General features: G+C 72.2%; 21 protein-coding genes, 1 pseudogene and 2 riboswitches. Of the genes and pseudogenes, 13 read left to right on the top strand and 9 right to left on the bottom strand.

What is annotated here, in order from left to right; all coding sequences use genetic code 11:
- Window positions 1-13: 13 nt before the first annotated feature.
- The 4 genes and pseudogenes from ftsR (at window position 14) to IEJ02_RS38265 (ending at window position 3,951) form a co-directional block, all read left to right on the top strand.
- Complete coding sequence (gene ftsR, locus IEJ02_RS38280; RefSeq protein WP_191069006.1) at window positions 14-766, top strand: transcriptional regulator FtsR; 753 nt, start codon at window positions 14-16, stop codon at window positions 764-766.
- A 52-nt stretch (window positions 767-818) separates the two neighbouring features.
- Window positions 819-1,292 (top strand): bifunctional nuclease family protein, encoded by a 474-nt coding sequence (locus tag IEJ02_RS38275; RefSeq protein ID WP_014058684.1) that lies wholly within the window; start codon window positions 819-821, stop codon window positions 1,290-1,292.
- A gap of 167 nt (window positions 1,293-1,459) precedes the next feature.
- Window positions 1,460-2,087: pseudogene (locus IEJ02_RS38270) on the top strand (MerR family transcriptional regulator).
- A 106-nt stretch (window positions 2,088-2,193) separates the two neighbouring features.
- On the top strand, window positions 2,194-3,951 hold the full coding sequence (locus IEJ02_RS38265) for a DNA polymerase IV (RefSeq protein ID WP_191069005.1): 1,758 nt from the start codon (window positions 2,194-2,196) through the stop codon (window positions 3,949-3,951).
- Here IEJ02_RS38265 and IEJ02_RS38260 read toward each other — a convergent pair.
- Complete coding sequence (locus tag IEJ02_RS38260; RefSeq protein WP_370467186.1) at window positions 3,941-4,270, bottom strand: PRC-barrel domain-containing protein; 330 nt, start codon at window positions 4,268-4,270, stop codon at window positions 3,941-3,943. The genes IEJ02_RS38265 and IEJ02_RS38260 overlap by 11 nt on opposite strands.
- A gap of 134 nt (window positions 4,271-4,404) precedes the next feature.
- Window positions 4,405-4,502, top strand: a riboswitch (glycine riboswitch).
- Between the two features lies 1 nt (window position 4,503).
- Window positions 4,504-4,628, top strand: a riboswitch (glycine riboswitch).
- 65 nt (window positions 4,629-4,693) lie between these two features.
- Here IEJ02_RS38260 and gcvP point away from each other — a divergent pair.
- Entirely contained in the window at window positions 4,694-7,609 is a 2,916-nt protein-coding gene (gene gcvP / locus IEJ02_RS38255) for an aminomethyl-transferring glycine dehydrogenase (RefSeq protein ID WP_191069004.1), read from the top strand.
- A 93-nt stretch (window positions 7,610-7,702) separates the two neighbouring features.
- On the opposite strand, the gene IEJ02_RS38250 is transcribed toward gcvP, so the two are convergent.
- Window positions 7,703-7,909 (bottom strand): DUF5999 family protein, encoded by a 207-nt coding sequence (locus IEJ02_RS38250; protein ID WP_037964925.1) that lies wholly within the window; start codon window positions 7,907-7,909, stop codon window positions 7,703-7,705.
- A gap of 263 nt (window positions 7,910-8,172) precedes the next feature.
- On the bottom strand, window positions 8,173-8,760 hold the full coding sequence (locus IEJ02_RS38245) for a hypothetical protein (RefSeq protein ID WP_191069003.1): 588 nt from the start codon (window positions 8,758-8,760) through the stop codon (window positions 8,173-8,175).
- Between the two features lie 447 nt (window positions 8,761-9,207).
- Here IEJ02_RS38245 and IEJ02_RS38240 point away from each other — a divergent pair, with 447 nt between their 5' ends.
- A complete protein-coding gene (locus tag IEJ02_RS38240; RefSeq protein ID WP_191069002.1) occupies window positions 9,208-10,710 on the top strand; it encodes a glutamate-cysteine ligase family protein in 1,503 nt (500 codons plus the stop codon).
- Window positions 10,711-10,856: 146 nt separating this feature from the next.
- On the top strand, window positions 10,857-11,597 hold the full coding sequence (locus tag IEJ02_RS38235; RefSeq protein ID WP_223865150.1) for a CPBP family intramembrane glutamic endopeptidase: 741 nt from the start codon (window positions 10,857-10,859) through the stop codon (window positions 11,595-11,597).
- A gap of 28 nt (window positions 11,598-11,625) precedes the next feature.
- Here IEJ02_RS38235 and IEJ02_RS38230 read toward each other — a convergent pair whose 3' ends face one another.
- Window positions 11,626-12,450, bottom strand: coding sequence for a PhzF family phenazine biosynthesis protein (locus tag IEJ02_RS38230; protein WP_191069001.1), 825 nt, complete (start codon window positions 12,448-12,450; stop codon window positions 11,626-11,628).
- Between the two features lie 223 nt (window positions 12,451-12,673).
- On the opposite strand from IEJ02_RS38230, the gene IEJ02_RS38225 reads away from it, so the two are divergent.
- Window positions 12,674-13,360, top strand: coding sequence for a PadR family transcriptional regulator (locus IEJ02_RS38225; protein WP_191069000.1), 687 nt, complete (start codon window positions 12,674-12,676; stop codon window positions 13,358-13,360).
- Between the two features lie 76 nt (window positions 13,361-13,436).
- On the opposite strand, the gene IEJ02_RS38220 is transcribed toward IEJ02_RS38225, so the two are convergent.
- Window positions 13,437-13,865, bottom strand: coding sequence for a type II toxin-antitoxin system Rv0910 family toxin (locus tag IEJ02_RS38220; RefSeq protein WP_137976669.1), 429 nt, complete (start codon window positions 13,863-13,865; stop codon window positions 13,437-13,439).
- A gap of 295 nt (window positions 13,866-14,160) precedes the next feature.
- Here IEJ02_RS38220 and IEJ02_RS38215 point away from each other — a divergent pair, with 295 nt between their 5' ends.
- On the top strand, window positions 14,161-15,150 hold the full coding sequence (locus IEJ02_RS38215) for an EamA family transporter (protein ID WP_191068999.1): 990 nt from the start codon (window positions 14,161-14,163) through the stop codon (window positions 15,148-15,150).
- Between the two features lie 63 nt (window positions 15,151-15,213).
- Here IEJ02_RS38215 and IEJ02_RS38210 read toward each other — a convergent pair whose 3' ends face one another.
- Window positions 15,214-15,915, bottom strand: a complete 702-nt coding sequence (locus tag IEJ02_RS38210; RefSeq protein WP_191068998.1) for a pyridoxamine 5'-phosphate oxidase family protein — start codon at window positions 15,913-15,915, stop codon at window positions 15,214-15,216.
- Window positions 15,916-15,951: 36 nt separating this feature from the next.
- Between IEJ02_RS38210 and IEJ02_RS38205 the strand changes: the two genes are divergently transcribed.
- The gene (locus IEJ02_RS38205) at window positions 15,952-17,280 is read left to right on the top strand and encodes an aminotransferase class I/II-fold pyridoxal phosphate-dependent enzyme (protein ID WP_191068997.1); all 1,329 of its coding nucleotides are present in this window, start codon (window positions 15,952-15,954) and stop codon (window positions 17,278-17,280) included.
- A gap of 211 nt (window positions 17,281-17,491) precedes the next feature.
- Here IEJ02_RS38205 and IEJ02_RS38200 read toward each other — a convergent pair whose 3' ends face one another.
- Window positions 17,492-18,499 carry a DMT family transporter gene (locus IEJ02_RS38200; RefSeq protein WP_191068996.1) on the bottom strand — a complete coding sequence of 336 codons (1,008 nt, stop codon included), beginning with the start codon at window positions 18,497-18,499 and terminating at the stop codon, window positions 17,492-17,494.
- A 73-nt stretch (window positions 18,500-18,572) separates the two neighbouring features.
- Between IEJ02_RS38200 and IEJ02_RS38195 the strand changes: the two genes are divergently transcribed.
- The gene (locus IEJ02_RS38195) at window positions 18,573-19,478 is read left to right on the top strand and encodes a LysR family transcriptional regulator (protein ID WP_137976665.1); all 906 of its coding nucleotides are present in this window, start codon (window positions 18,573-18,575) and stop codon (window positions 19,476-19,478) included.
- A gap of 32 nt (window positions 19,479-19,510) precedes the next feature.
- On the opposite strand, the gene IEJ02_RS38190 is transcribed toward IEJ02_RS38195, so the two are convergent.
- Window positions 19,511-19,978: a pyridoxamine 5'-phosphate oxidase family protein gene (locus IEJ02_RS38190; RefSeq protein ID WP_191068995.1), complete on the bottom strand. Its 468-nt coding sequence runs from the start codon at window positions 19,976-19,978 to the stop codon at window positions 19,511-19,513.
- Between the two features lie 56 nt (window positions 19,979-20,034).
- Here IEJ02_RS38190 and IEJ02_RS38185 point away from each other — a divergent pair, with 56 nt between their 5' ends.
- Window positions 20,035-20,856 (top strand): cysteine hydrolase family protein, encoded by an 822-nt coding sequence (locus IEJ02_RS38185; protein WP_370467185.1) that lies wholly within the window; start codon window positions 20,035-20,037, stop codon window positions 20,854-20,856.
- Here IEJ02_RS38185 and IEJ02_RS38180 read toward each other — a convergent pair.
- Window positions 20,822-21,340 carry a Rieske (2Fe-2S) protein gene (locus IEJ02_RS38180; protein ID WP_137976662.1) on the bottom strand — a complete coding sequence of 173 codons (519 nt, stop codon included), beginning with the start codon at window positions 21,338-21,340 and terminating at the stop codon, window positions 20,822-20,824. The genes IEJ02_RS38185 and IEJ02_RS38180 overlap by 35 nt on opposite strands.
- A 142-nt stretch (window positions 21,341-21,482) precedes the next feature.
- On the opposite strand from IEJ02_RS38180, the gene IEJ02_RS38175 reads away from it, so the two are divergent.
- Window positions 21,483-23,102 (top strand): ATP-binding cassette domain-containing protein, encoded by a 1,620-nt coding sequence (locus tag IEJ02_RS38175; protein WP_191068994.1) that lies wholly within the window; start codon window positions 21,483-21,485, stop codon window positions 23,100-23,102.
- Window positions 23,103-23,132 lie beyond the last annotated feature (30 nt).

Raw genomic sequence — 23,132 nt, 5'->3', positions numbered from 1 at the left:
TCAGGGGAGGTCCATGCTTCAGACACCGTCGGGCGGTGCCGATACCGGCACCGCCCCCACGGGCGGCCGGTCGATGAGCATCGGCACCGTGCTGAATCTGTTGCGGGACGAGTTCCCCGAGGTCACCATCTCCAAGATCCGCTTCTTGGAGTCGGAGGGGCTGGTGGAGCCGCGGCGGACGCCGTCCGGCTACCGCAAATTCAGCCAGCAGGATGTGGAGCGGCTCGGCCACATCCTCCGGATGCAGCGTGACCACTACCTGCCGCTCAAGGTCATCCGGGAGCATCTGGACGCCCTGGAGCGGGGCGAACCGTTGCAGCTTCCTGCCGTTTCGCAGGGAGCGCGGCAGCCAGGGCTGCTCGACGGCGGCACCGACGCGGCCCCGGACGGCCCCACGGCCGCCCGGGTCGGCCGTGCCGAGCTGCTGGCAACGGCCGAGGTCAGCGAGGCGGAGCTGGCCGAATGGGAGTCGTACGGGCTGCTCGCGCCGACCGCGGACGGCGGGTACGACATCGAGGCGGTGACCGTCGCCCGGCTCATCGCCGAGCTCGGTCGTTTCGGCCTGGAACCACGTCATCTGCGAATCATGAAAGCCTCCGCCGAGCGCGAGGCCGGAATGGTCGAGCAGGTGGTCGCGCCGCTGCGGTTGCATAGAAACCCGCAGACCAGAGCGCATGCGGAGGCCAGTGTGCGGGAGCTCGCCACGCTCTCCGTACAGCTGCACGCGGCCCTGGTGCGGTCGGCTCTGAGGGTCCGGGAGCGGTGACCGACCGGGCCCCGACTATCCAAACCGGCCGGGCACGTCCTAGGGTTGCTGTGTGAACGAGCTCGACGTCGTGGGTGTCCGGGTGGAAATGCCCTCCAACCAACCGATCGTGCTCCTGCGTGAAGTGGGAGGCGACCGCTACCTCCCCATCTGGATCGGACCAGGTGAGGCGACCGCGATCGCCTTCGCTCAGCAGGGCATGGCTCCGGCGCGCCCGCTGACCCATGACCTTTTCAAAGACGTACTCGAAGCGGTCGGCCAGCAGCTCACGGAGGTCCGGATCACGGATCTGCGCGAGGGGGTCTTCTACGCGGAGCTGGTCTTCGCCAGCGGCGTGGAGGTCAGTGCCCGGCCATCCGACGCCATAGCGCTCGCGCTGCGCACCGGAACGCCGATCTACGGCAGTGACGGCGTGCTGGACGACGCCGGTATCGCGATCCCGGACGAGCAGGAGGACGAGGTGGAGAAGTTCCGCGAGTTCCTCGACCAGATCTCGCCCGAGGACTTCGGAACCAGCAGCCAGTGAACCGTATGCCGGTCCTCGCTCGCGCATTCGAGTAGCCTTTCCCGGACGAGGGACACGGGAAACCACCCTTAGGGTGATTATCACTCGGCGTGCCGAGTGTGGCGATCGTTGACGCACCCCGGGTGACTGCCTACCTTCAAGGTGGCAGGTCGAGGACGGAGGTCGGCGTGAGAAGCACCGGCGACGGCACGGCGGCCGGAGGTCCGTACGCGCTCCAGGGGAGCGCATCGGCCGATCCGGCATTGAAGGCTCGGGTCGCGGCACAGGCCGCACCGCCGCGTGAGCCCGCCGCGGGGGGGGACGGAGCGGATCGGATACCGCGGACCCACGGCGTGTGCGGCCGCGGGCATCACCTACCGCCAGCTGGACTACTGGGCGCGCACCGGGCTGGTGGAGCCGAGCGTCCGGCCGGCGTACGGCTCGGGCAGCCAGCGGCTCTACAGCTTCCGGGACGTGGTCGTCCTCAAGATCGTGAAGCGGCTGCTGGACACCGGCGTGTCGCTCCAGAACATCCGGGCGGCGGTGGCGCACCTGCGCGCCCGGGAGCTCGACGACCTGGCCCAGATGACGCTCATGAGCGACGGCGCGACCGTCTACGAGTGCACCTCGCCCGATGAGGTCGTGGACCTCCTCCAGGGCGGCCAGGGCGTCTTCGGCATCGCCGTGGGCGTCGTCTGGCGGGATGTGGAGAGCGCGCTGTCCCAGCTGCACGGCGAGCGGGTGGACACCGGCGAGACGCTGATCCGGCACAACCCGACCGACGAGCTCGCGGCGCGCCGCAACCGCGCCGGTTAGGGCTGACCCTCCGCCGAGGCTCCGGAGCGGACTGAAGGCCGCCCCGGGACCGCCCCCGGGCCGTTGTGCCGCCCCATTGTCAGTGGTGTGCGGCAGCATCGGAGGTGTGAGGGGTGCGCCGACGATTCTCCATCTGGACATGGACGCCTTCTACGCCTCGGCGGAGCAGGCGGCCAAACCCAGCCTGCGCGGCAAGCCGGTGATCGTAGGGGGCCTGGGGCCGCGTGGCGTGGTGGCCACGGCCTCCTACGAGGCCCGGGTCTTCGGGGTCCACTCGGCCATGGCGATGGCCCAGGCCCGCCGCCTGTGCCCGAACGCGGCGTTCCTCATCCCCCGCTTCGCCCTCTACCGCAAGGTGAGCGACAAGGTCATGGCCCTGCTGCACACCCTGTCGCCCCTGGTGGAGCCGCTGAGTCTGGACGAGGCGTTCGTCGATCTGGAGGCGGGCGGCACCGAGCCCACCGTGGAGGCGGCGCGCGCCGTGGCGGAGCGGCTGCGGGCCGACATCCGGGCGGTCACCGGGCTGACCGGATCGGTGGGGCTCGCCGGATCCAAGATGCTCGCCAAGATTGGCTCGGAGCAGGCCAAGCCGGACGGTCTGGTGGTCATCGAGCCCGGGACGGAGCGCGATCTGCTCGGCCCGATGTCGGTGCGGACGCTCCCGGGCGTCGGCCCGGCCACGGCGGAGGCGCTGCGCCGGGCCGGGATCCACACCGTGGCCGAGACGCGGGAGGCGGGCGAGGCCGAGCTGGTGCGGTTGCTGGGCCGGGCCCACGGCGCGTCGCTGTTCCTGATGGCCGAGGGCCGGGACGAGCGGCCCGTCGTCGCCGAGCGGGACGCCAAGTCGATTTCGGTGGAGGACACCTTCGACGTCGACCTCACCGACCGCACCCGGGTGCAGCTGGAGATCGCGCGGCTCGCCGACCGCTGTGTGCGGCGGCTGCGCGAGGCGGGCCGCTCGGGGCGGACGGTCGTGATCAAGGTGCGGCGGTACGACTTCTCCACGCTGACCCGCTCGGAGACCCTGCGCGGGCCGACCGACGACCCGGCGGTGGTGCGGGAGGCCGCGGCGCGGCTCATCGACGGGGTGGACACCACGGCGGGTGTGCGGCTGCTGGGGGTCGGGGTCAGCGGTCTGGCGGACTACACGCAGGAGGATCTCTTCGCTCAAGCCGCACAGGCCGCACAGGCCGCACAGGCCGCCCAAGCCGCCCAAGCCGCCCAAGCCGCGCAGGCCGCACAAGCGGCTCGGGCCGCTCAGACCCCTCAGGCCGCTCACGAGGCCGTGGCGGACGCCGGGCGCCCGCCGGGTCCCGAGAGACCGGAGCCCGTGGGAGAGGGCGCGGGAGAGGCGTCTGAGGGCGCTGAGAAGCCTCGCCGCTGGCTCCCGGGCTCGGATGTACGGCACGCCGAGTACGGGGCGGGCTGGGTGCAGGGGAGCGGAGTGGGCCGGGTGACCGTGCGCTTCGAGGAGCCGTGGTCGCCGCCGGGCCGGGTACGGACGTTCCCCGTGGACGACCCGGCGCTACAGCCCGCCGACCCGCTGCCGCTGCTGCGCCCGGACGCGGATGCGGCCGCGGCCGCGGACTCGGGAGAGGCCGAGGGCGCGGATCCGCCCCCGGGGGCGGTCACCGACTCGGCCCCGGGGAAGGCCGCGGATCCCCAGGCGGACCGGGGGGTGGCCGCGGACCTGGCTCCGGAGGAGATCGCGGACTCGGACCCGGGCGGGACCCCGGCCCCGGACGCGGGTGAGGGCATAGGCCCGGGCCCGGACGAGGCCGAGGGCCGGGACGGGCAGGTCCCAGAGCCCGGTGGTGGGTCCGAGCACGCCCCGGCCCCGGCCGGGGGCGGGGTCAGCCCGTGACGTCCAGGCCGTAGTGGTGGTAGAGCTGAAGCTCCTGCTCGGGGGAGAGGTGGCGGCCGACCCCGAAGTCCGGGGCGTCCTTGATCAGGGACCGGTCGTACGGCACCCGCAGGGTGTCGCCGACGACCTCGCTCGGTTCGAGCGGTACGAAGACGTCCCGGCTGAACAGCCCGGTGCGTACCGCCGCCCATTCGGGCTCGCCGGTCGCGTCGTCGAGATAGACCTCGTCCACGGTGCCGATCTTGGCGCCCTCGCGGTCGAATGCCTTGCGGCCGATCAGGGTCCGCGGGTCGATATCGGTCTGCACGCTCTCTCCCACAGGTGGCAAACAGATGACAAGCACGTGGCAAGTGCCCATTGCTACCTACAAAAAGCCACATCGCCGCACTCGGCCACTCGAACGCCCGCGACCGTCCCCCGTGGCAGAACCGCTGGTACGCTGACTGTGGCTGCAGACCCCGTGCGGGAGAGTCCTCCGCCGACGCTGTCGGAGGCGCCGAAGGAGCAAACCCTCCCCGGAATCTCTCAGGCACACGTACCGTGCGGGTGAGGTCACTCTGGAAAGCAGGGTGGGCCACGGGCGAGCAGAGCTCCGGAACCCCTCCTCACCGACGGTGAAAACCGGTCAGGCGGTACGTGGGCCGGTGAAGCTCTCAGGTTGAGATGACAGAGGGGGAGGCCGTCCGGGCACCCGAGCCGCGGTGCCCCTCGTAGGTCGTCACAGACCAGGAGGCCCCCGCAGATGACCGCCAATCGCATCGCACTCTCCGACTTGGAATCCGGTACTCCGTTCGAGCGGCGCCACATCGGCCCGGACGGCGAGGCACAGGCCAAGATGCTGGCCCAGGTCGGCTTCGGCTCGCTGGACGAGCTCACCGAGGCGGCCGTGCCGGACGTCATCAAGAGCACCGAGGCGCTGGACGCCCTGCCGCCGGCCCGCAGCGAGCCGGAGGTCCTCGCCGAGCTGCGCGCGCTCGCCGACCGCAACCAGGTGCTGCCGTCGATGATCGGCCTCGGCTACTACGGCACCCACACCCCGCCGGTGATCCTGCGCAATGTGCTGGAGAACCCCGCCTGGTACACCGCGTACACGCCCTACCAGCCGGAGATCTCCCAGGGCCGGCTCGAGGCGCTGCTGAACTTCCAGACCGTCGTCGCCGATCTGACCGGACTGCCGACGGCCGGTTCCTCGCTGCTGGACGAGGCCACCGCGGCCGCCGAGGCGATGGCGCTGTCGCGGCGCGTCGGCAAGGTCAAGGAGGGCGTCTTCCTGATCGACGCCGAGTGTCTGCCGCAGACCATCGCGGTCATACGGACCCGCGCCGAGCCGACCGGTGTCGAGGTCGTCGTCGCCGACCTGGCCGAGGGCATCCCGGACGAGATCGCCGAGCGCGGGGTCTTCGGCGTGCTGCTGCAGTACCCGGGCGCCTCCGGTGTGGTGCGCGATCCGCGCCCGGTCATCGAGCGCGCCCATGAGCTCGGCGCGATCGTCACCGTCGCCGCCGATCTGCTCGCGCTCACCCTGCTCACCTCGCCCGGTGAGCTGGGCGCGGACATCGCGGTGGGCAGCAGCCAGCGGTTCGGCGTCCCGATGGGCTTCGGCGGGCCGCACGCCGGTTTCATGGCGGTGCGCGACGCCTACGCCCGCAACCTGCCCGGCCGTCTGGTCGGGGTCTCGGTGGACGCCGACGGCGACAAGGCGTACCGGCTGGCGCTGCAGACCCGTGAGCAGCACATCCGCCGGGAGAAGGCCACCAGCAACATCTGCACCGCACAGGTGCTGCTGGCCGTGATGGCCGGGATGTACGCCGTCTACCACGGCCCGGACGGGCTCGCGGCGATCGCCCGCCGCACCCACCGCTACGCCTCCGTGCTCGCCGAGGGGCTGCGGGCCGGTGGCGTCGAGGTGGTGCACGGCGCGTTCTTCGACACCCTCACCGCGCGGGTGCCGGGCCGGGCCGCCGAGGTCGTGGCCGCGGCCCGCGAGGCCGGGGTCAACCTCCGGCTGACCGACGCCGACCACGTCGGCATCGCCTGTGACGAGACCACCGGCCGTGCGCAGCTCGCCGCCGTATGGTCCGCCTTCGGGACGGACGGCGGCAACGGCGACGCCTCCGGGCTCCCCGGGATCGACGAGCTGGACGCCTCGGCGCCGGACGCGCTGCCCGCGGACCTGCTGCGCCAGAGCGGATATCTGGCCCACCCGGTCTTCCACCAGCACCGCTCCGAGACCGCGATGCTGCGCTATCTGCGGCGCCTGGCCGACCGGGACTACGCCCTGGACCGGGGCATGATCCCGCTGGGCTCCTGCACCATGAAGCTCAACGCGACCACCGAGATGGAGCCGGTCACCTGGCCGGAGTTCGGCGCGCTGCACCCCTTCGCACCGGCCGAGCAGGCCCAGGGCTATCTGACCCTGATCCGTGAGCTGGAGGAGCGGCTGGCCGAGGTCACCGGCTACGACAAGGTCTCGCTGCAGCCGAACGCCGGGTCCCAGGGCGAGCTCGCCGGGCTGCTGGCGGTGCGCGCCTACCACCGGGCAGGCGGGGACACCCAGCGCACCGTCTGCCTGATCCCGTCCTCCGCGCACGGCACCAACGCCGCCAGCGCCGTGATGGCGGGCATGAAGGTCGTCGTGGTCAAGACCGGCCAGGACGGCGAGGTGGACACCGACGACCTGCACGCCAAGATCGAGCAGTACGGCGACCAGCTGGCCGTCCTGATGGTCACCTACCCCTCCACCCACGGGGTGTTCGAGGAGCACATCACCGAGATCTGCGCGACCGTGCACGACGCGGGCGGCCAGGTCTACGTGGACGGAGCCAACCTCAACGCGCTGGTCGGGCTCGCCGAGCCGGGCCGGTTCGGCGGCGATGTCTCGCACCTGAACCTGCACAAGACCTTCTGCATCCCGCACGGCGGCGGCGGCCCCGGCGTCGGCCCGATCGCGGTGCGCGAGCATCTGGCGCCCTACCTCCCCAACCATCCGCTGCAGCCCGCCGCCGGCCCGGCCACCGGCGTCGGCCCGGTCTCGGCCGCGCCGTGGGGCTCGGCGGGGATCCTGCCGATCTCCTGGGCGTACATCCGGCTGATGGGCGCCGAGGGGCTGCGCCGCGCGACCCAGGTCGCGGTGCTCGGCGCCAACTACGTCGCCAAGCGCCTCGAGCCGCACTACCCGGTGCTCTACACCGGCCCCGGCGGCCTGGTGGCCCACGAGTGCATCGTGGATCTGCGTCCGCTGACGAAGGCCACCGGCGTAACCGTGGACGATGTGGCCAAGCGCCTGATCGACTACGGCTTCCACGCGCCGACGATGTCGTTCCCGGTCGCCGGGACGCTGATGATCGAGCCGACCGAGAGCGAGGATCTGGCGGAGCTGGACCGGTTCTGCCAGGCGATGATCGCCATCCGGGCCGAGATCGAGAAGGTCGGCTCCGGCGAGTGGGCCAAGGAGGACAATCCACTGCGGAACGCCCCGCACACGGCGGCGTCGCTGACCGGGGAGTGGGACCACCCGTACTCCCGGGAGGAAGCGGTCTTCCCGGACGGGGTCTCGGCGGCCGACAAGTACTGGCCGCCGGTGCGGCGGATCGACGGGGCCTACGGGGACCGTAACCTGGTCTGCTCCTGCCCGCCGCTGGAGTCCTACGAGGGCTGAGGGGGGCTCGAGCCCGCCCGTTGCGTCAGTGGGGCCGGGTCGGCGGATGCGCCGGGCCGGCCCCTGATATGTACGTGCCGTCGACGGCGGCCGTCAGGCCGCGGTGACGACGTGCTCGGAACCCAGCGGTCGGCACGGTGCGATCACGCGCCCGTCCGGCAGCAGCTCACCGGTGTCCTCGAAGAGCAGGACGCCGTTGCACAGCAGGCTCCAGCCCTGCTCCGGGTGGTGCGCCACGAGATGGGCGGCCTCCCGGTCGGCGGAGTCGGCTGACGGGCAAGGTGGTTGATGCTGGCACATGACAGGGTTCTTTCGCTGCGGAGTGGTGAAGGACCTGCGGCTCGCTGCGGCGTTCATGGCCGCCCCCCGTGGTTGAGTCGGTCGATTGCTCCAGTGTTGCCCCGCGGCCTGGAATCCGCAGGGATTTCGCGGTACCGGTCTCGCTAGATAATGACGCATCACCCGCCCGGACGGTTCATCGCGGCCGGACTGTTACGAGGATGCTGCGGAGCGCCCCGTGACCCGGCGGTCACGGGGCGCTCCCAATATGATGAAGTTCCAGGTCAGGCGGGTGAGCCAAGCAAGGGGGCCCGGGTCAGCCGGTGGGTGAGGACGGGCAGCAGATCGGTTGCCCGGTGCGCCCGGTGGGCGGCGATACCGGGCGGGGCCGGGGCGAGCGGCACCAGCAGGTCCCCGGCGCCGAGGCCGCCTTCGGCGCCGTCCGCGGTGAGGTCGCCGTGCAGCCAGAGCGTGACCATGTAGAGCTCGGGGATGGACAGCAGCCGTGGCTGGTACGCCGAGGGCAGCGACTCGGCCTCGCCCAGGGCGAGTTCGGCCGAGCTGACATAGGGCCCCTCGGAGAAGTGCGAGAAGGCCCAGCCGTCCGCGGTGAGCATCGCCTCCGCGGCGGCCACCGTGCGGTCGCCGTCGCGGATCAGGAACCGCCAGCCGGTGAGCCGGGTGCGCGGCGGGCCGTCGGCGGTGGTGATGTCGTCCAGGACATGGACGGGGAGCGGGAGTTCGGGTTCGAAGGGGCCGGTGAGCGTGGAGAGCACGGGGGTGCGGGCCTCGCGGACGGCGGTGGGGGAATCAAGGGCCGTGAGGACGCTGCGCAGGGCGGGCGCGGGGGCCTGGGGCACATGCAGCGGCATGGTGGGTCGCCTCTCGCTTTGAAGACACGGTGAAGCGATAGCGGGCCGGGTTTGGGCGGCGCTGTCGGTGGAACACGGGTCAGAGGGGAGCCGGAACAGACCGTTCGGGCGTTACCTCTCTGCCTCGTTAGCCGAGTTTATACGACAAGTGTTCCCGTTGTGTTTCATCTAGCCGTTGCCGATATTGCCGACAAGAGGTTATCCAGACCCCGAGAAGGCGGGGATTTTCCCCGATTCAGTGCCAGATGAACGGATATGACCTGGCATTTTGAGGTCCGCGCGGTAGGCTGGAACTCGCTGGTCCATTTCCCCAGCGCAATGCGCAGTTCCACAGAGCCTACCGGTTGGGTGGGGATCGCGGGGCGTTATCGATCACATTGGTGGGCATCATCGAGCGTGGTGTGCACACGGCCGGCACCGATGATCCACTCGAGGAGGGACGCTTCGATGGGGGAGAAGCTCATAGCCGGTGAGTTCGACCCGTCCGGCCGGCGACGGCAGCGCGTCCGGTTGCGGCAGTGCCTCGACGGGCTGGGCCGGCTCCTGACGGACAAGCGATTCGACCGCCCGAAGAATCTGATGGGGCTGGAGATCGAGCTGAATCTCGCCGGGGCCGACGGGCTGCCGAGGATGATGAACGCGGAGGTTCTGGAGCGCATCGGGAGTCACGATTTCCAGACCGAACTCGGGCAGTGCAATCTTGAAGTAAACATCGTGCCCCACCGTTTGCACGGACGCGTTCTCGATCAGCTCTCCGAAGAGCTCCGAACCGGTTTGTCATATGCCGACCGCAAGGCGCGGGAAGTGTCCTCCGAGATCGTGATGATCGGAATTCTGCCAACTCTCGCCGCGGCCGATCTGGGATCCACGAACCTCTCCTATGACGACCGTTACAAACTTCTCAATGAGCAGATGCTGGCCGCCCGCGGCGAGGATTTCCTCATCGACATCGAGGGCCGGGAGCGATTCACCTACGCCAGCTCCTCCATCGCCCCCGAGGCGGCCTGCACCTCCGTCCAGCTCCATCTCCAGGTCACCCCGGGCCGCTTCGCGGACGCGTGGAACGCGGCGCAGGCGGTGGCCGCCGCGCAGATCGCGGTGGGCGCCAACTCCCCCTTCGTCTTCGGCCACGAGGCGTGGCGTGAATCCCGGCCGCCGCTGTTCCTCCAGGCCACCGATGTGCGCCCGCCGGAGATCGCCGGCCAGGGGGCGCGCCCGCGCACCTGGTTCGGCGAGCGCTGGATCGACTCCGCCTACGAGCTGTTCGAGGAGAACCTGCGCTACTTCCCGCCGCTGCTCTCCACCGGCGAGGACGAGGACCCGCTGCGGGTGCTGGACGAGGGCGGGGTGCCCGAGCTCCAGGAACTGGCGCTGCACAACGGCACGATCTACCGCTGGAACCGGCCCGTCTACGCCGTCGTGGACGGTGTGCCGCATCTGCGCGTGGAGAACCGCGTGCTCCCGGCCGGGCCCACCGTCACCGATGTCATCGCCAACGCCGCCTTCTACTACGGTCTGGTCAGGGCGCTCGCCGAGGAGTCCCGCCCGGTGTGGACCCGGCTGCCGTTCGCGGCCGCCGCGGCCAACTTCGAGGCGGCCTGCCGGCACGGCATCGACGCGGTCCTGCAGTGGCCCAAATCCGGCCGTTCGGCGTCCCTGACCCGCACCTCCGCCGTACGGCTGGTCCGCGAGGAACTGCTGCCGCTCGCCGCGTCCGGCCTCGACTCCTGGGGCGTGGAGCCCGCCGACCGCGACCGTTATCTCGGCGTGATCGAGGAGCGCTGCAAGCTGGGGGTCAACGGCGCGTCCTGGCAGGCGGCCACCTATCACCGGGCGCTGGGCGGCGGACTGGACCGGGACGCCGCCCTCGCGGCCATGACCCGCCGCTACTGCGCCCTGATGCGGACCGACGCACCGGTGCACACCTGGCCCACCGATCTCTCCGGGTGACGTCCCCACCGTGGACCACGACCCCGTATTGTCCGGTGAACGGGGCGGGTACACCGTGAGGCGGAGAGACGGAAGTGGGGACAGGAGTGCGGTCACAGGCGCGGGGCGCGGAGCTGCCCGTGGTCGAGGACGGGCTCTCGCGGCGGATGCTGCGCAACGAGACGCTGCTCGTGCTGGCGCTGTCCCTGGGCGCGAGCGCGCTGTCCGCGCTGATCAGCTTTATCGGCTCGGTGACCAAACCGGGCGGGCTGAAGGACCAGGCGGCCCATCTCAACTCCTCCGCGGCGCCGGGGCGGCCCTGGCTGGATCTCGCCTGGCAGCTGTTCGGCATCACCACCGCGCTGGTGCCGGTCGCGCTCGTGGCCCATCTGCTGCTGCGCGAGGGCGCCGGGCTGCGGGTGATCGGCCTCGACCGCGACCGGCCCCGGTTCGACCTGGCGTGGGGCGCCGCGGTCGCGGCCGCGATCGGCGGCACCGGGCTGCTGCTGTACCTCGGGGCACGGGCGGCCGGGGGCAATCTGACGGTGGTGCCCGAGTCGCTGCCCGACGTCTGGTGGAAGATCCCCGTACTGATCGCCTCCGCCGTGCAGAACGCGGTGCTGGAGGAGGTGGTCGTGGTCGGCTATCTGCTGCGCAGGCTCGGGCAGTTGGGCTGGACCCCGATGGCCGCCCTGCTGGCCAGCTCGGTGCTGCGCGGCTCGTACCACCTCTACCAGGGGATCGGCGGCTTCTTCGGCAATCTGGCGATGGGCGTGATCTTCGTGCTGCTCTACCGCCGCTGGGGGCGGGTGGGGCCGCTGGTCGCCGCCCACGCGCTGATCGACATCGTGGCCTTCGTCGGATACGCCGTGCTGGCGGGCCGGGTGGACTGGCTGCCCACGGCCTGACCCGCCGTCCGGCGTCGTGTGACGGGCCTCAGACCAGCAGCTCGCCGTCGATGACGGTGACGGCGCCGCCCGTCAGCAGCGTACGGTCGCCGCGCAGCGCGGTGCGTACCAGGCCGGTGCGCGCGGACACCTGGAGCCCGGTCAGCTCGTCGCGGCCGAACCGGGCCGACCAGTAGGGCGCGAGCGCGGTGTGCGCGCTGCCGGTGACCGGGTCCTCGTCGATGCCGACGCCCGGGGCGAACAGCCGCGAGACGAAGTCATAGCCACGCCCGGGGTCCTCGGCCGCCGCGGTCACGATGACGCCCCGGTGGCTGATCCGCTTGAGCTCGGCGAGGTCGGGGGCCAGGGCGCGCACGGTCTTCTCGTCGGCCACCTCGATCAGGAGGTCGTCGATGAACGGGCCGGCGTGATGGGCGGCCACGATCTCGGCGCCGAGCGCCGCGCCGACCTCGGCCGTCTTCTCGGGCACTGGCAGCTCGGTGAGTGAGGCGGTGGGGAAGTCGAGGGTGATCGAGCCGCCGTCGTCGGCCGTCGCCGACATCACCCCGCTGAGGGTGGCGAAGCGGACCGTGCCGGTCGCGGCCCCCGTGGTCTTCAGGACATGGGTGGTGGCGAGCGTGGCATGGCCGCACAGGGGCGCCTCGGTGACCGGGGTGAACCAGCGCAGCGCCCAGTCCGCCTCCGCGGCCCGGGGGAGGGGGTGGGCGAAGGCGGTCTCGGCGAGGTTGACCTCGGCGGCGACCTGCTGGAGCCAGTGGTCGTCCGGGAAGGCGTCGGAGTCGAGGAGGACGACCCCGGCCGGGTTGCCGGCGAAGGGGCGGTCGGTGAACGCGTCGACGATTCGTATCCGCATGAGCCGACCATAGGCGGCGGGCGGCGGGTGAGCCATGGCCAATCGGCCGGATGTGGCTCCTTCTGGGGGTGGACGAAACCGACAGAGAGGGAGCCGCAGTGCGGGAATCGGCTCTCTGGGTGATCGGGGATCTCGGGGAGGCGGAAGAAGGGGCTGGCATCCGATCGGTTCCGATATATCGTTGAAGTGTCGTGATGGATCGACGATAGAAAGGAGCGTCACGATGCGTTCTCATGGACATGGACACGGACGTGAGCACTGCGGACCCGGCCGCCGTGGCTGGGGCGAAGGTGAGGGGCGTGAGGGGCGGCGCGCGGCGTTCGGCCCGTTCGGCCCCGGTTTCGACGGTCCGCCCTTCGGCGGCCCCCTGTTCGGTGGCCCCCCGTTCGGCGGCCGTGGCCGCGGCGGACCGGGTGGCCGGGGGATGCGCGGGCGGGCGCGGCGCGGCGATGTGCGCGCCTCGATCCTGGCCCTGCTGAAGGACCGTCCCATGCACGGCTACGAGATGATCCAGGAGATCACCGAGCGCAGCGGGGGAGCCTGGCGGCCCAGCCCCGGCTCGGTGTACCCGACCCTCCAACTGCTCGAGGACGAGGGGCTGATCGGCAGCGAGAGCGAGGGCGGCAAGAAGCTGTTCGCGCTCACCGACGCCGGCCGCGCCGAGGTCGAGGCGGGGCCCGCCGCCCCGTGGGAGGAGGCCGGACGCGGTATCGACTGGGAGGCCATGCAGGAGGTCCGCCAGGCGGGCTTCGGGCTGATGGAGGCGTTCGCCCAGGTCTGGCGGACGGGCAACGCGGAGCAGCGGCAGAAGGCCGTCTCCGTCATCAATGAGTCGCGCAAGCGGCTGTACCTCATCCTCGCCGAGCAGGAGGAGGCGGACGGCGGCGCCGAGCGCGGCGGCGAGAGCTGAGCCCCGTCGGACGGGGGCGCGGCCGCACGGGGGCGGCGGAGCGGGACTCGGGGGCGAGGGGAAACCGAGGGGGGATTCAGGCGACCAGTGCGCTCAGCTTGCGCAGCGACTCATTGAGCGCGGTGGTGGCCGAGTCCTTCAGCTTCCCGGCCATCAAGGAGACCGCCGCCCCCGTGAACTCGCCGTCGACGCGCACCGTCGTGGCATCGCCGTCCGGTGTCAGCGAGTAGCGCATGGCGAGGTTCACGCCCATCGGGCCCTTGCCCCGGGTGGTCAGCAGCCGGGCCGGTTCGCACTCCTCGACGGCCCAGGTCACCTCGGCCGGAAAGCCCATCAGCTTCATGTTCTCCTGATAGGTGGCCCCCACCTCCAATGTGGCCGGTCCGCCCTGCGGGAAGCTGGTGTGGGTGGCGTTCCAGTCGCCGTACGTGGAGAAGTCCGTCAGCCGGGCCCAGACCTTCTCGGCCGGTGCCTCGATGCGTGTCTGCGCGCTGACCTCGGCCATGGGGAAGTCCCTTCGGCGCGTTGCTGCGGGGTGTGGTGCGACGGTGCCGGGCAACGTAGCCCCGGGCAGCGGAACATTCAATACTGACGGGTCATCAGTTCCCGTCCATCAGGGCCGCTCTCCGCGCCTCCCCTCCCCGAGGAGGAGAACGTCGTCCGGGACCGGGAGTGTCGTGCCATGGAGGTGCCGCGGCGCGCGAGTGTCGCCGTCCCGCCGCTGGGCACCGCGTTGGAGGGGGAAATCTGACAGTAGTCAATGGGGTGACGCTGCTGACGTGAGCTGACATGATGGCCGGGTGCGCGTATCCGGAGATCACTCACGGCAAAGGAACGTCGGCCTGGGGCTCGCCCTGCTGTCGGCGTTCGCGTTCGGCGGATCGGGCGTCGCCGCCAAACCGCTGATCGAGGCGGGGCTCGCGCCGCTCGAGGTCACCTGGCTGCGGGTGACGGGCGCGGCCCTGGTCCTGCTGCCCCTGGCCTGGCGCCATCGCGGGCTGCCGGCCCGTCGCCCCGGACTGCTGGTGGGGTTCGGCCTGCTGGCCGTCGCGGGGGTGCAGGCCTGCTACTTCGCGGCGCTCTCCCGGATCCCCGTGGGCGTGGCGCTGCTCATCGAGTACTTCGCGCCCGCGCTGGTGCTGGGGTGGGTGCGGTTCGTCCAGCGCCGGCCGGTGAGCCGGGCCGCCGCGGTCGGGGTCGTCCTGGCCGTCGGCGGGCTCACCTGTGTGGTGGAGGTCTGGTCCGGGCTGAGCTTCAACCCCCTCGGAGTGCTGCTCGCCTTCTGCGCGGCGTTCTGCCAGGTGGGTTACTTCGTCCTCTCCGACCACGGCAGCGACGGCAAGGACCCGGCGGATCCGCTCGGTGTCATCGCCTACGGACTGCTGATCGGGGCCGTGGCGATGACCGTGGTCAGCCGCCCCTGGGGCATGGACTGGACGGTTCTCGCCGGGCGCGCCGACCTGGCGGGCGCCCGTGTCCCCGCGTCGGCGCTGCTCGCCTGGATCGTGCTGGTGGCGACGGCGCTCGCGTATCTCGCCGGGGTGGTGTCGGTGCGCCGGCTCTCACCGCAGGTGGCCGGGGTGGTGGCCTGTCTGGAGGCGGTCATCGCGACCGTTCTGGCCTGGGTGCTGCTCGATGAGCGCCTGGGCGTGGCGCAGGTCGTCGGCGGTGCGGTGGTGCTGGCGGGCGCCCTGATCGCCCAGACCTCCACCCCGAAGGCCGCCGCGGCCGAGCCGGTGGCGGCCTCGGCGCCGGTGGAGGGGGAGCGGGAGTTCACGGCGGGTGGATGACCGGCCCGCCGCCCTTCCTGCGACGTCGTGAACGAAGCCCCGGAGGGCGGCGGGGCGGCCCGGTCAGAGCCGGGTGAGGTAGCCGGGCACCGGCGTGTCGGGCGCGAGGTCGTCGGCGGGGATCGGCGCGCCGTAAGCGCGGGCGACCGGCACCACGCCGCTCCAGTGGGGGAGTTCCAGGTCCTCGTCGTCGTCGTTGGGCCCGCCGGTGCGGAGCTTCGCGGAGACCTCTTCGAGGTCGAGGCGGAGTACGGCGGTGGCGGCCAGCTCCTTGGCGTTGGCGGGCCGGGAGTCGGCGGCACGGCCCGGCACCACATGGTCCACCAGGGCGTCCAGGGCCGCGGTGCGCTCGGCCGGATCGGTCACCGGGCGGGCGATGCCGTGCACCACCACCGAGCGGTAGTTGATGGAGTGGTGGAACGCCGAGCGGGCCAGGACCAGCCCGTCGACATGGGTCACGGTGAGACACACCGGCAGCCCCGGCTCCTCGGTGCCCGCCCCGCCCGCCATGCGCAGCGGCCGCGCTCCCGTCGAGCCGTGGACGTACAGCCGCTCCCCGACCCGGCCGTAGAGGGTCGGCAGCACGACGGGGGCGCCCTCGCGTATGAAGCCCAGATGGCAGACGTAGCCCTCGTCGAGGATCGCGTGCACCACCTCCCGGTCGTACGAGGCGCGCTCGCGGGAGCGGGTGGGCACGGTGCGGTCGGTCGGCGTGTAGGCGCTGTCGGGCGCGTTGGTCGCGGCGGTGGCGTCCGGGGCGGGCATTTGCGTCCTCCATTGCACTAGTGCAAAATAGCGTTTGTGCTAGGAGAATATCCGATCGCAGGTCGTCGCGCAGCCGAGATCGCGGCCAGTGTGGAGCGCGCGGTCGGCGCCGGTGAGCTGCCCCCGGGCCAACTGCTGCCGCCCCTGCGCGAGTTGGCCATGCGGCTGGGCGTGAATCCCAATACGGTCGCGGCCGCCTATCGCGTGCTGCGCGAACGGGGCGTGATCGAGACGGCGGGGCGCCGGGGCAGCCGGGTGCGCTCCCGCCCGTCCAGCACGCCCCGCGAGTGGATCGGCGTCGACGCCGCCGGCGCGCGCGACCTGTCCAGCGGCAACCCCGACCCCGCCCTGCTGCCCCCGCTCGGCGCGCCGCTCGCGGCGGCCGCGGCGCGCGCGGCGGAGCGCCCCACGCTGTACGGCGCGCCGGACATCGTCCCCGAGGTGGCCGAGCTCGCCCGGGCCGCCCTCGACGCGGACGGGGTGCCGCCCGGGCCGGTCGCCGTCACCTCCGGCTCGCTCGACGCGATCGAGCGGGTCCTGGCCGCCCATCTGCGGCCCGGTGACGCGGTCGCGGTCGAGGACCCCGGCTGGGGCAGCCTGCTCGACCTGATCCCGGCGCTCGGACTGCGCGCCGTACCCGTAGGGGTCGACGACGACGGACCGCTGCCCGAGCGGGTGGAGCACGCGCTGGCCCAGGGCGCGCGGGCGCTGGTGGTCACCGACCGGGCGCAGAACCCGACGGGCGCGGCGGTGAGCGCGACACGCGCGCGTGAGCTGCGGAGTGTCCTCGCCGCCCACCCCGATGTGCTGCTGATCGAGGACGACCACGGGCACGGCATCGTGGACATCCCCCTGCGCCCCCTGGCCGGGGGCACCGACCACTGGGCGCTGGTCCGCTCCACCGCCAAGGCGTACGGCCCCGATCTGCGGCTCGCCGTGCTCACCGGCGACGCCGTCACCCTGGACCGGGTGCGCGGCCGCCAGCGGCTGGGTCCGGGCTGGGTCAGTCATCTGCTGCAGGGCGCGGTCGCCCGGCTGTGGCGGGCGGGCGCGGTCGACCCGGCGGCGGTGGCGGCGTCGTACGACACGCGGCGCGCGGCGCTGGTGCGGGCGCTGCGCGAGCGAGGGATCGCCGCGCACGGGCGCAGCGGGATGAATGTGTGGGTGCCGGTCCCGGACGAGACCGGCGCGGTCGCCCGGCTGCTGGCGGCGGGCTGGGCCGTCGCCCCCGGGGCGCGCTTCCGCCTGGCCTCGCCACCGGCGGTGCGGCTGACGGTCTCGCCGCTGGCCGCCGACGAGATCGGCACGGTCGCCGACGCGGTGGCCGCGGCGGCGGGGGCGACGCTGTCGGGACGGCTGGACTGAGCGCTCCGCTGGAAGCNGCTGTCGGGACGGCTGGACTGAGCGCTCCGCTGGAAGCGCCGCGATGCGTCGTCGGCCGTCCGCGGCGCCATCGTGGCCGGTCGCCCACGCGGCGGAGCCGCACGTCGACACAGCCGCGGCGGAGCCGCACATCGACACCGCCCCGCGCCCCTTCGGGGCGCTGCCGAACCGTAGCGGACTTCGCCCGACGCGCTCAGGAGCCTGTGCGATGGATCCGTACGGTCCGGGTACGTCCGCCGGACGGGGCCCGGGGCGTGCCGGAGCGCCGCTGGGTCAGGGCCGCGCCGATGAGGACGATCACGGCGCCCACCGGCGTGTTCCAGGTGAGGTGCTCCCCGAGGATCGCCACGCCCGCGGTGGTGGCGATCACCGGGACGAAGTACGTGACCATCATCGCCGTCGTCGGGCCCACCTCGTCGACGAGCCCGTACTGGACCAGGAACGCCACCCCGGTGCCCAGCGCGCCCAGGGCGAGCACGGAGAGCAGGGGCAGGGCCGGGAACGAGGTGGGCGTCGGCGCGAACACCGGTGCCACGAGCGCGAGTTGCACCGTGCCGAGCAGCAGCTGCCCGCCGGACATCGACAGATGGGAGTGGCCCGTCTCGCTCAGCGTGCGCCGGACGTACTGCCAGCCGACCGCGTAGCTGGCCGAGGCGATCAGCGCCAGCGCCGTGCCCAGCGGGTCCTGGCCGGAGAAGCCCTGCCAGGCGCCCAGCACGATCAACACGCCGATGAAGCCGAGCCCGAGGCCCGCGACACGCTGACGGGTCGGCCGGTCGTCGGAGACCACGACCACCGCCAGCAGCATCCCCCACAGCGGCGAGGCGGCGTTGCAGATCCCGGCCAGGGTGGAGGGGATGGTCAGCTCGGCGTAGGCGAACAGCGAGAACGGCAGCGCGTTGAGGAAGAACGCGGCCACCGCCAGATGACCCCAGACCCGCGCCCCGCGCGGCAGCCGCTCCCGCTTCACCACCAGCGTCACCAGCAGCACGGCGGTGCCGAACAGCATCCGCCCGAGCGTGACGTACAAGGGGGCGAACGCCTCATTGCCCACCTTGATGAAGAGAAAGCTGAAACCCCAGACCAGGGAGAGCGCGCCGAAGCGGATGCGCCAGTCGAGGAGCGGTCGGCGGGCGGGTTCGGAGGAGGGCTCCGCGGTGGAGGCGGCGGCAGGGGGTGCCGAGGCGGCGGCTGAGGTCATGCCCTTACGATGTGGTCTGCAACCTCTTAGGACAAGCGAGAATTCGTTCGCGATATCGCGTAGTATCGCTTATATGAACCTGGATCGCCTCCGCACGCTGCACGCCGTGGCCCGCCACGGATCCGTGAGCGGGGCGGCCGAGGGGCTGCATGTCACCACCTCCGCCGTCTCGCAGCAACTCGCCAAGCTGGAGCGGGAGACCGGTCAGCAACTGCTCGCCAAGAACGGGCGCGGGATCCGCCTCACCGACGCCGGGCGGCTGCTCTCCGACCACGCGGCGCGCATCCTCTCCCAGGTGGAGCTGGCCCAGGCGGATCTGGAGGCGCAGCGCGGCCACGCCGTCGGCGAGCTGTTGCTGGGCGCGTTCCCGACCGCCGTCCGCGGTCTCTTCCCGGACGCGCTGAGCCGGCTGCGCACCGAGCATCCGCAGCTGAACGTGCGGCTGCAGGAGATGGAGCCCGATGAGTCGGTGCCCTCGGTGGTGCGCGGCGACATCGATCTGGCCGTGGTCCTGGACTGGTACAACAAACCGCTGCCGATGCCCGGCGGGCTGGTGAAGGCCGCCCTGCTGGACGACCCGGTGGATGTCGCGATGCCCGCCGACCACCCCCTCGCCGACCGCCACGCGGTCGAGCCCGAGGACTTCGTGGACGACGAGTGGATCTCCTGGCCCAAGGGCGGGTTCTGCTACGACTGGCTGATGGTGACCCTGCGCGGCAAGGGCATCGAGCCGAGGATCCGGCACACCGCGCATGAGCACCACACCCAGCTCTCGCTGATCGCCGCCGGGCTGGGCATCGCCGTGGTGCCCCGGCTGGGCCGCGGCCCGGTGCCCGAGGGGGTGCGGATGGTGCCCGTCAGCCAGCCCACGATGCGGCGGCACATCTACGCGATCTGGCGCGCCGACGCCGACCGCAGGCCCTCGATCCGGGCGGCGGTCGAGGTGCTGCGGTCGGTCGGCGAGAAGATCATCGACTGATCACCGGCTGATCATCGACCGACCTGGGCCGCTCAGCCCTGCGGCATCTTGCGGAAGTCCCAGGAACGGATCGCCTCGGGGGCCAGGCGCAGCCAGGCGTGCCGACCGTCGTGCGGCATGGCGTCCAGGCCGAAGTACTTCGCCGCGAACATCCACTCCGGCGTGTCGAGTTCGGGGCACGACACGCCGGTGCGCGGCTCCTCGCCGACGGGGACCGCCTCACCGGAGAGTTCCACCCCGCGCAGTTCGCCGTAGTCGTGCCCGTCGTCGACCACCACCGCGATCCGCGGATCGCGGCGCAGCTCCGCCCAGCGGCGGCTGCGGGTCAGGGAGTACAGCCACAGGGCGGTGCCGTCCCAGCAGAACCACAGCGGGCTGACATGCGGCCGCCCGTCCGCGGACACGGTCGCCACCCGGCAGGTGCGCTGTTCGGCGAGGAAGGCGTCCAGCTCGTCCTGGCTCATCATGATGCGGCGCCCCCGCCGCTGGGTGACGGTCATCCGACCCGTACCTCCCGGTAACGTGTGGTGCGGCACAGGATGCTGGCTCTTCCTTGATGACGCAAGGGACGCTACTCTCCCGCGCCGTGACCCCGCGCCCCCGCGAAGACGCCGTGACCCCCCGCGAAGACGCCGTGACCCCGCGCGAAGATGCCGCGCCCCCGCGCGAAGATGCCGCGCCCCCGCGCCCCCGCGAAGACCTCGTGGAACTGCTCCGGCCGGAAGGCTGCGCCCTGCTCACCGTCGAATGCCAGCGCGGTGTGGTGGGCCCGGACGGCGCGCTGCCCGAACTGGCCGCCGTGGCCCAGGAGTCCGGTGCGCTCGGGCGTGTCGCCCAGCTGGTGACGGCCGCCCACGACACGGGCGTCCAGGTGCTGCACGCGGTGGCCGAGCGGCGCGCCGACGGACGCGGCGCGAGCCGCAACGCACCGCTGTTCCGGGCCGTCGAGCGGCTGCCGGTCCGGCAGCTCACCGGAAGCGCGGCGGTGGAGATCGCCGAACCGGTTCCGGTGGCGGCCGAGGACCTGGTCGTACGGCGGCTGCACGGTCTCTCGCCGATCGCCGGGACCGAGGTGGACGCGCTGCTGCGCAATCTGGGCCGCCGCACGCTGGTCATCATCGGCGTGTCGGCCAATGTGGCGATCCCGGCCGCCGTCTTCGACGCCGTCAACCTCGGCTATGCGGCGGTGGTGCCCGAGGACGCGATCGCCGGGGTGCCCGCCTCGTACACCCCGGCGATGGTCCGCCACACCCTCGCCCTCGTGGCCGCCGTCACCACGGCCGACGAGGTGGCCGCCTGCTGGCGGCGGACGGCCGTCACGCCATCCAGGCAGACGGCGGCCGTCACGCCATCCAGATCGAGCTTCCCTGCACCTTGATCTGCGCGCCCGGCAGCGGCTTCTGCGCCGGGCCGCCCTTCACACTGCCGTCGGTGATGTCGAACTTGCTCTGGTGGCAGGGGCAGTTGATGGTGCCGCCGCTCACATCGCCGACCGAGCAGCCCTGGTGCGTACAGATCGACGAGAACGCCTTGAAATCACCGGCCTTGGGCTGGGTCACCACGACCTTGTGGTCCTTGAAGACCATGCCGCCGCCCTCGGGGATCTGGGAGGTCTTGGCCAGCTCCATGCCGTCCCCGCCGCCCGACTTGCCGCCCTCGGCGCCGCCCGACTGGCCGGCCTCCGCGCCCTGCGACGGCTGCGAGCTCCCGGCGTTCTGGGCGCTGTCCGCGCTGCCACCGCCCGACCCGCCGTCGTCGTCCTTGCCGCATGCGGCAAGCGTGGCGGCCAGCCCGGCCGCTCCGGCCGCGGTGACGACGGCACGGCGGGTGGTGCCCTGCCCGGGGATTGCCGACTGCGTCATGGTGGTGCCTCCTGCTCGGGGGACGTTTCACCGTTCCATACGGACGGCGGGGCCGCCGCGTTCAGCCGTACCCGGGCATCCTCGCGCCGGGCCGGAAAATCGCTTTGCCGATCGCCCGGCCGTGCCGTGAGAATGCCGGACCATGGGACATCTGGAGGCCGCGCACCTCGCCTACTTCCTGCCCGACGGACGGCTGCTGCTCGGCGATGTGTCGTTCCGCGTCGCCGAGGGCACCGTGGCCGCCCTGGTCGGGCCCAACGGGGCGGGCAAGACCACGCTGCTGCGGCTGGTCTCCGGCGAGGTGGAGCCGCACGGCGGCACGGTCACGGTCAGCGGCTCCCTGGGGGTGATGCCGCAGTTCATCGGCTCGGTGCGCGATGAGCGGACGGTGCGCGACCTGCTGGTGTCGGTGGCCCAGCCCCGGATCCGCGAGGCCGCCCGCGCGGTGGACGAGGCCGAGCTGGCGATCATGGAGCGGGACGACGAGGCCGCCCAGATGGCCTACGCCCAGAGCCTGAGCGACTGGGCAGAGGCGCGCGGCTACGAGGCCGAGACGGTGTGGGACATGTGCACCACCGCGGCGCTCGGGGTGCCGTACGAACGGGCCCAGTGGCGCGAGGTGCGCACGCTCAGCGGCGGCGAGCAGAAGCGGCTGGTGCTGGAGGCGCTGCTGCGCGGGCCCGACGAGGTGCTGCTGCTGGACGAGCCGGACAACTACCTGGACGTGCCGGGCAAGCAGTGGCTGGAGGAGCGGCTGCGCGAGACCCGTAAGACCGTGCTGTTCATCAGCCACGACCGGGAGCTGCTGGCCCGCGCGGCAGACCGGATCGTCAGCGTCGAGCCGAGCCCGGCGGGCAGCGATGTGTGGGTCCACGGCGGCGGCTTCACCACCTACCACGACGCCCGCGAGGAGCGGTTCGAGCGCTTCGAGGAGCTCCGGCGGCGCTGGGACGAGAAGCACGCCCAGCTCAAACGGCTGGTGCTGGACATGCAGCGGTACGCGGCCCGCAGCGACGAGATGGCCTCCCGCTACCAGGCCGCCAAGACCCGGCTGCGGAAGTTCGAGGAGGCCGGGCCGCCGCCGGAGCCGCCGCGCAAACAGGACATCACCATGCGGCTCGCGGGCGGACGCACCGGGGTGCGGGCGCTGACCTGCCGGGCGCTGGAGCTCGAGGGGCTGATGCGCCCCTTCGACCTGGAGGTCTTCTACGGCGAGCGGGTGGCCGTACTGGGCTCCAACGGCTCGGGCAAGTCCCACTTCCTGCGGCTCCTGGCGGGGCAGGACGTCGCCCACCGGGGGGAGTGGAAGCTGGGCGCGCGGGTCGTGCCCGGCCACTTCGCCCAGACCCACGCCCATCCGGAGCTCTTCGGGCGCACGCTGGTCGACATCCTGTGGACCGAACACGCCCGGGACCGGGGACGCGCGATGAGCGCGCTACGCCGCTATGAGCTCGACCGCCAGGGCGACCAGACCTTCGACCGGCTCTCGGGCGGTCAGCAGGCCCGGTTCCAGATCCTGCTGCTCGAACTGGCCGGGACGACGGCGCTGCTGCTGGACGAGCCCACCGACAACCTGGACCTGGAGTCGGCCGAGGCACTCCAGGACGGGCTCGGAGCCTACGAGGGCACGGTGCTCGCGGTCACCCACGACCGCTGGTTCGCGCGGTCCTTCGACCGCTTCCTGGTCTTCGGGTCGGACGGCGTCGTCCGCGAGACGGCGGAGCCGGTCTGGGACGAGCGCCGCGTCGACCGGGTCCGCTGAGCGCTCCGCTGGAAGTGCCCTGACCTACCG

Origin of the sequence: Streptomyces sp. 5-10 (assembly GCF_014712245.1) — a bacterium.
Lineage (GTDB): Bacteria > Actinomycetota > Actinomycetes > Streptomycetales > Streptomycetaceae > Streptomyces > Streptomyces violaceusniger.
This window is presented reverse-complemented; position numbering and strand designations above follow the sequence as displayed.

What these genes read in the sequence shown, in the direction of transcription:
- IEJ02_RS38225 (WP_191069000.1), top strand. Translation starts at nt 12,674, where the DNA reads ATGCGTTCTCATGGACATGGACACGGACGTGAGCACTGCGGACCCGGC.
- IEJ02_RS38190 (WP_191068995.1), bottom strand. Translation starts at nt 19,978, where the DNA reads ATGACCGTCACCCAGCGGCGGGGGCGCCGCATCATGATGAGCCAGGAC.
- IEJ02_RS38240 (WP_191069002.1), top strand. Translation starts at nt 9,208, where the DNA reads ATGGGGGAGAAGCTCATAGCCGGTGAGTTCGACCCGTCCGGCCGGCGA.
- IEJ02_RS38210 (WP_191068998.1), bottom strand. Translation starts at nt 15,915, where the DNA reads ATGCCCGCCCCGGACGCCACCGCCGCGACCAACGCGCCCGACAGCGCC.
- IEJ02_RS38200 (WP_191068996.1), bottom strand. Translation starts at nt 18,499, where the DNA reads ATGACCTCAGCCGCCGCCTCGGCACCCCCTGCCGCCGCCTCCACCGCG.
- IEJ02_RS38235 (WP_223865150.1), top strand. Translation starts at nt 10,857, where the DNA reads ATGCTGCGCAACGAGACGCTGCTCGTGCTGGCGCTGTCCCTGGGCGCG.
- IEJ02_RS38230 (WP_191069001.1), bottom strand. Translation starts at nt 12,450, where the DNA reads ATGCGGATACGAATCGTCGACGCGTTCACCGACCGCCCCTTCGCCGGC.
- IEJ02_RS38180 (WP_137976662.1), bottom strand. Translation starts at nt 21,340, where the DNA reads ATGACGCAGTCGGCAATCCCCGGGCAGGGCACCACCCGCCGTGCCGTC.
- gcvP (WP_191069004.1), top strand. Translation starts at nt 4,694, where the DNA reads ATGACCGCCAATCGCATCGCACTCTCCGACTTGGAATCCGGTACTCCG.
- ftsR (WP_191069006.1), top strand. Translation starts at nt 14, where the DNA reads ATGCTTCAGACACCGTCGGGCGGTGCCGATACCGGCACCGCCCCCACG.
- IEJ02_RS38250 (WP_037964925.1), bottom strand. Translation starts at nt 7,909, where the DNA reads ATGTGCCAGCATCAACCACCTTGCCCGTCAGCCGACTCCGCCGACCGG.
- IEJ02_RS38185 (WP_370467185.1), top strand. Translation starts at nt 20,035, where the DNA reads ATGACGCAAGGGACGCTACTCTCCCGCGCCGTGACCCCGCGCCCCCGC.
- IEJ02_RS38175 (WP_191068994.1), top strand. Translation starts at nt 21,483, where the DNA reads ATGGGACATCTGGAGGCCGCGCACCTCGCCTACTTCCTGCCCGACGGA.
- IEJ02_RS38195 (WP_137976665.1), top strand. Translation starts at nt 18,573, where the DNA reads ATGAACCTGGATCGCCTCCGCACGCTGCACGCCGTGGCCCGCCACGGA.
- IEJ02_RS38245 (WP_191069003.1), bottom strand. Translation starts at nt 8,760, where the DNA reads ATGCCGCTGCATGTGCCCCAGGCCCCCGCGCCCGCCCTGCGCAGCGTC.
- IEJ02_RS38220 (WP_137976669.1), bottom strand. Translation starts at nt 13,865, where the DNA reads ATGGCCGAGGTCAGCGCGCAGACACGCATCGAGGCACCGGCCGAGAAG.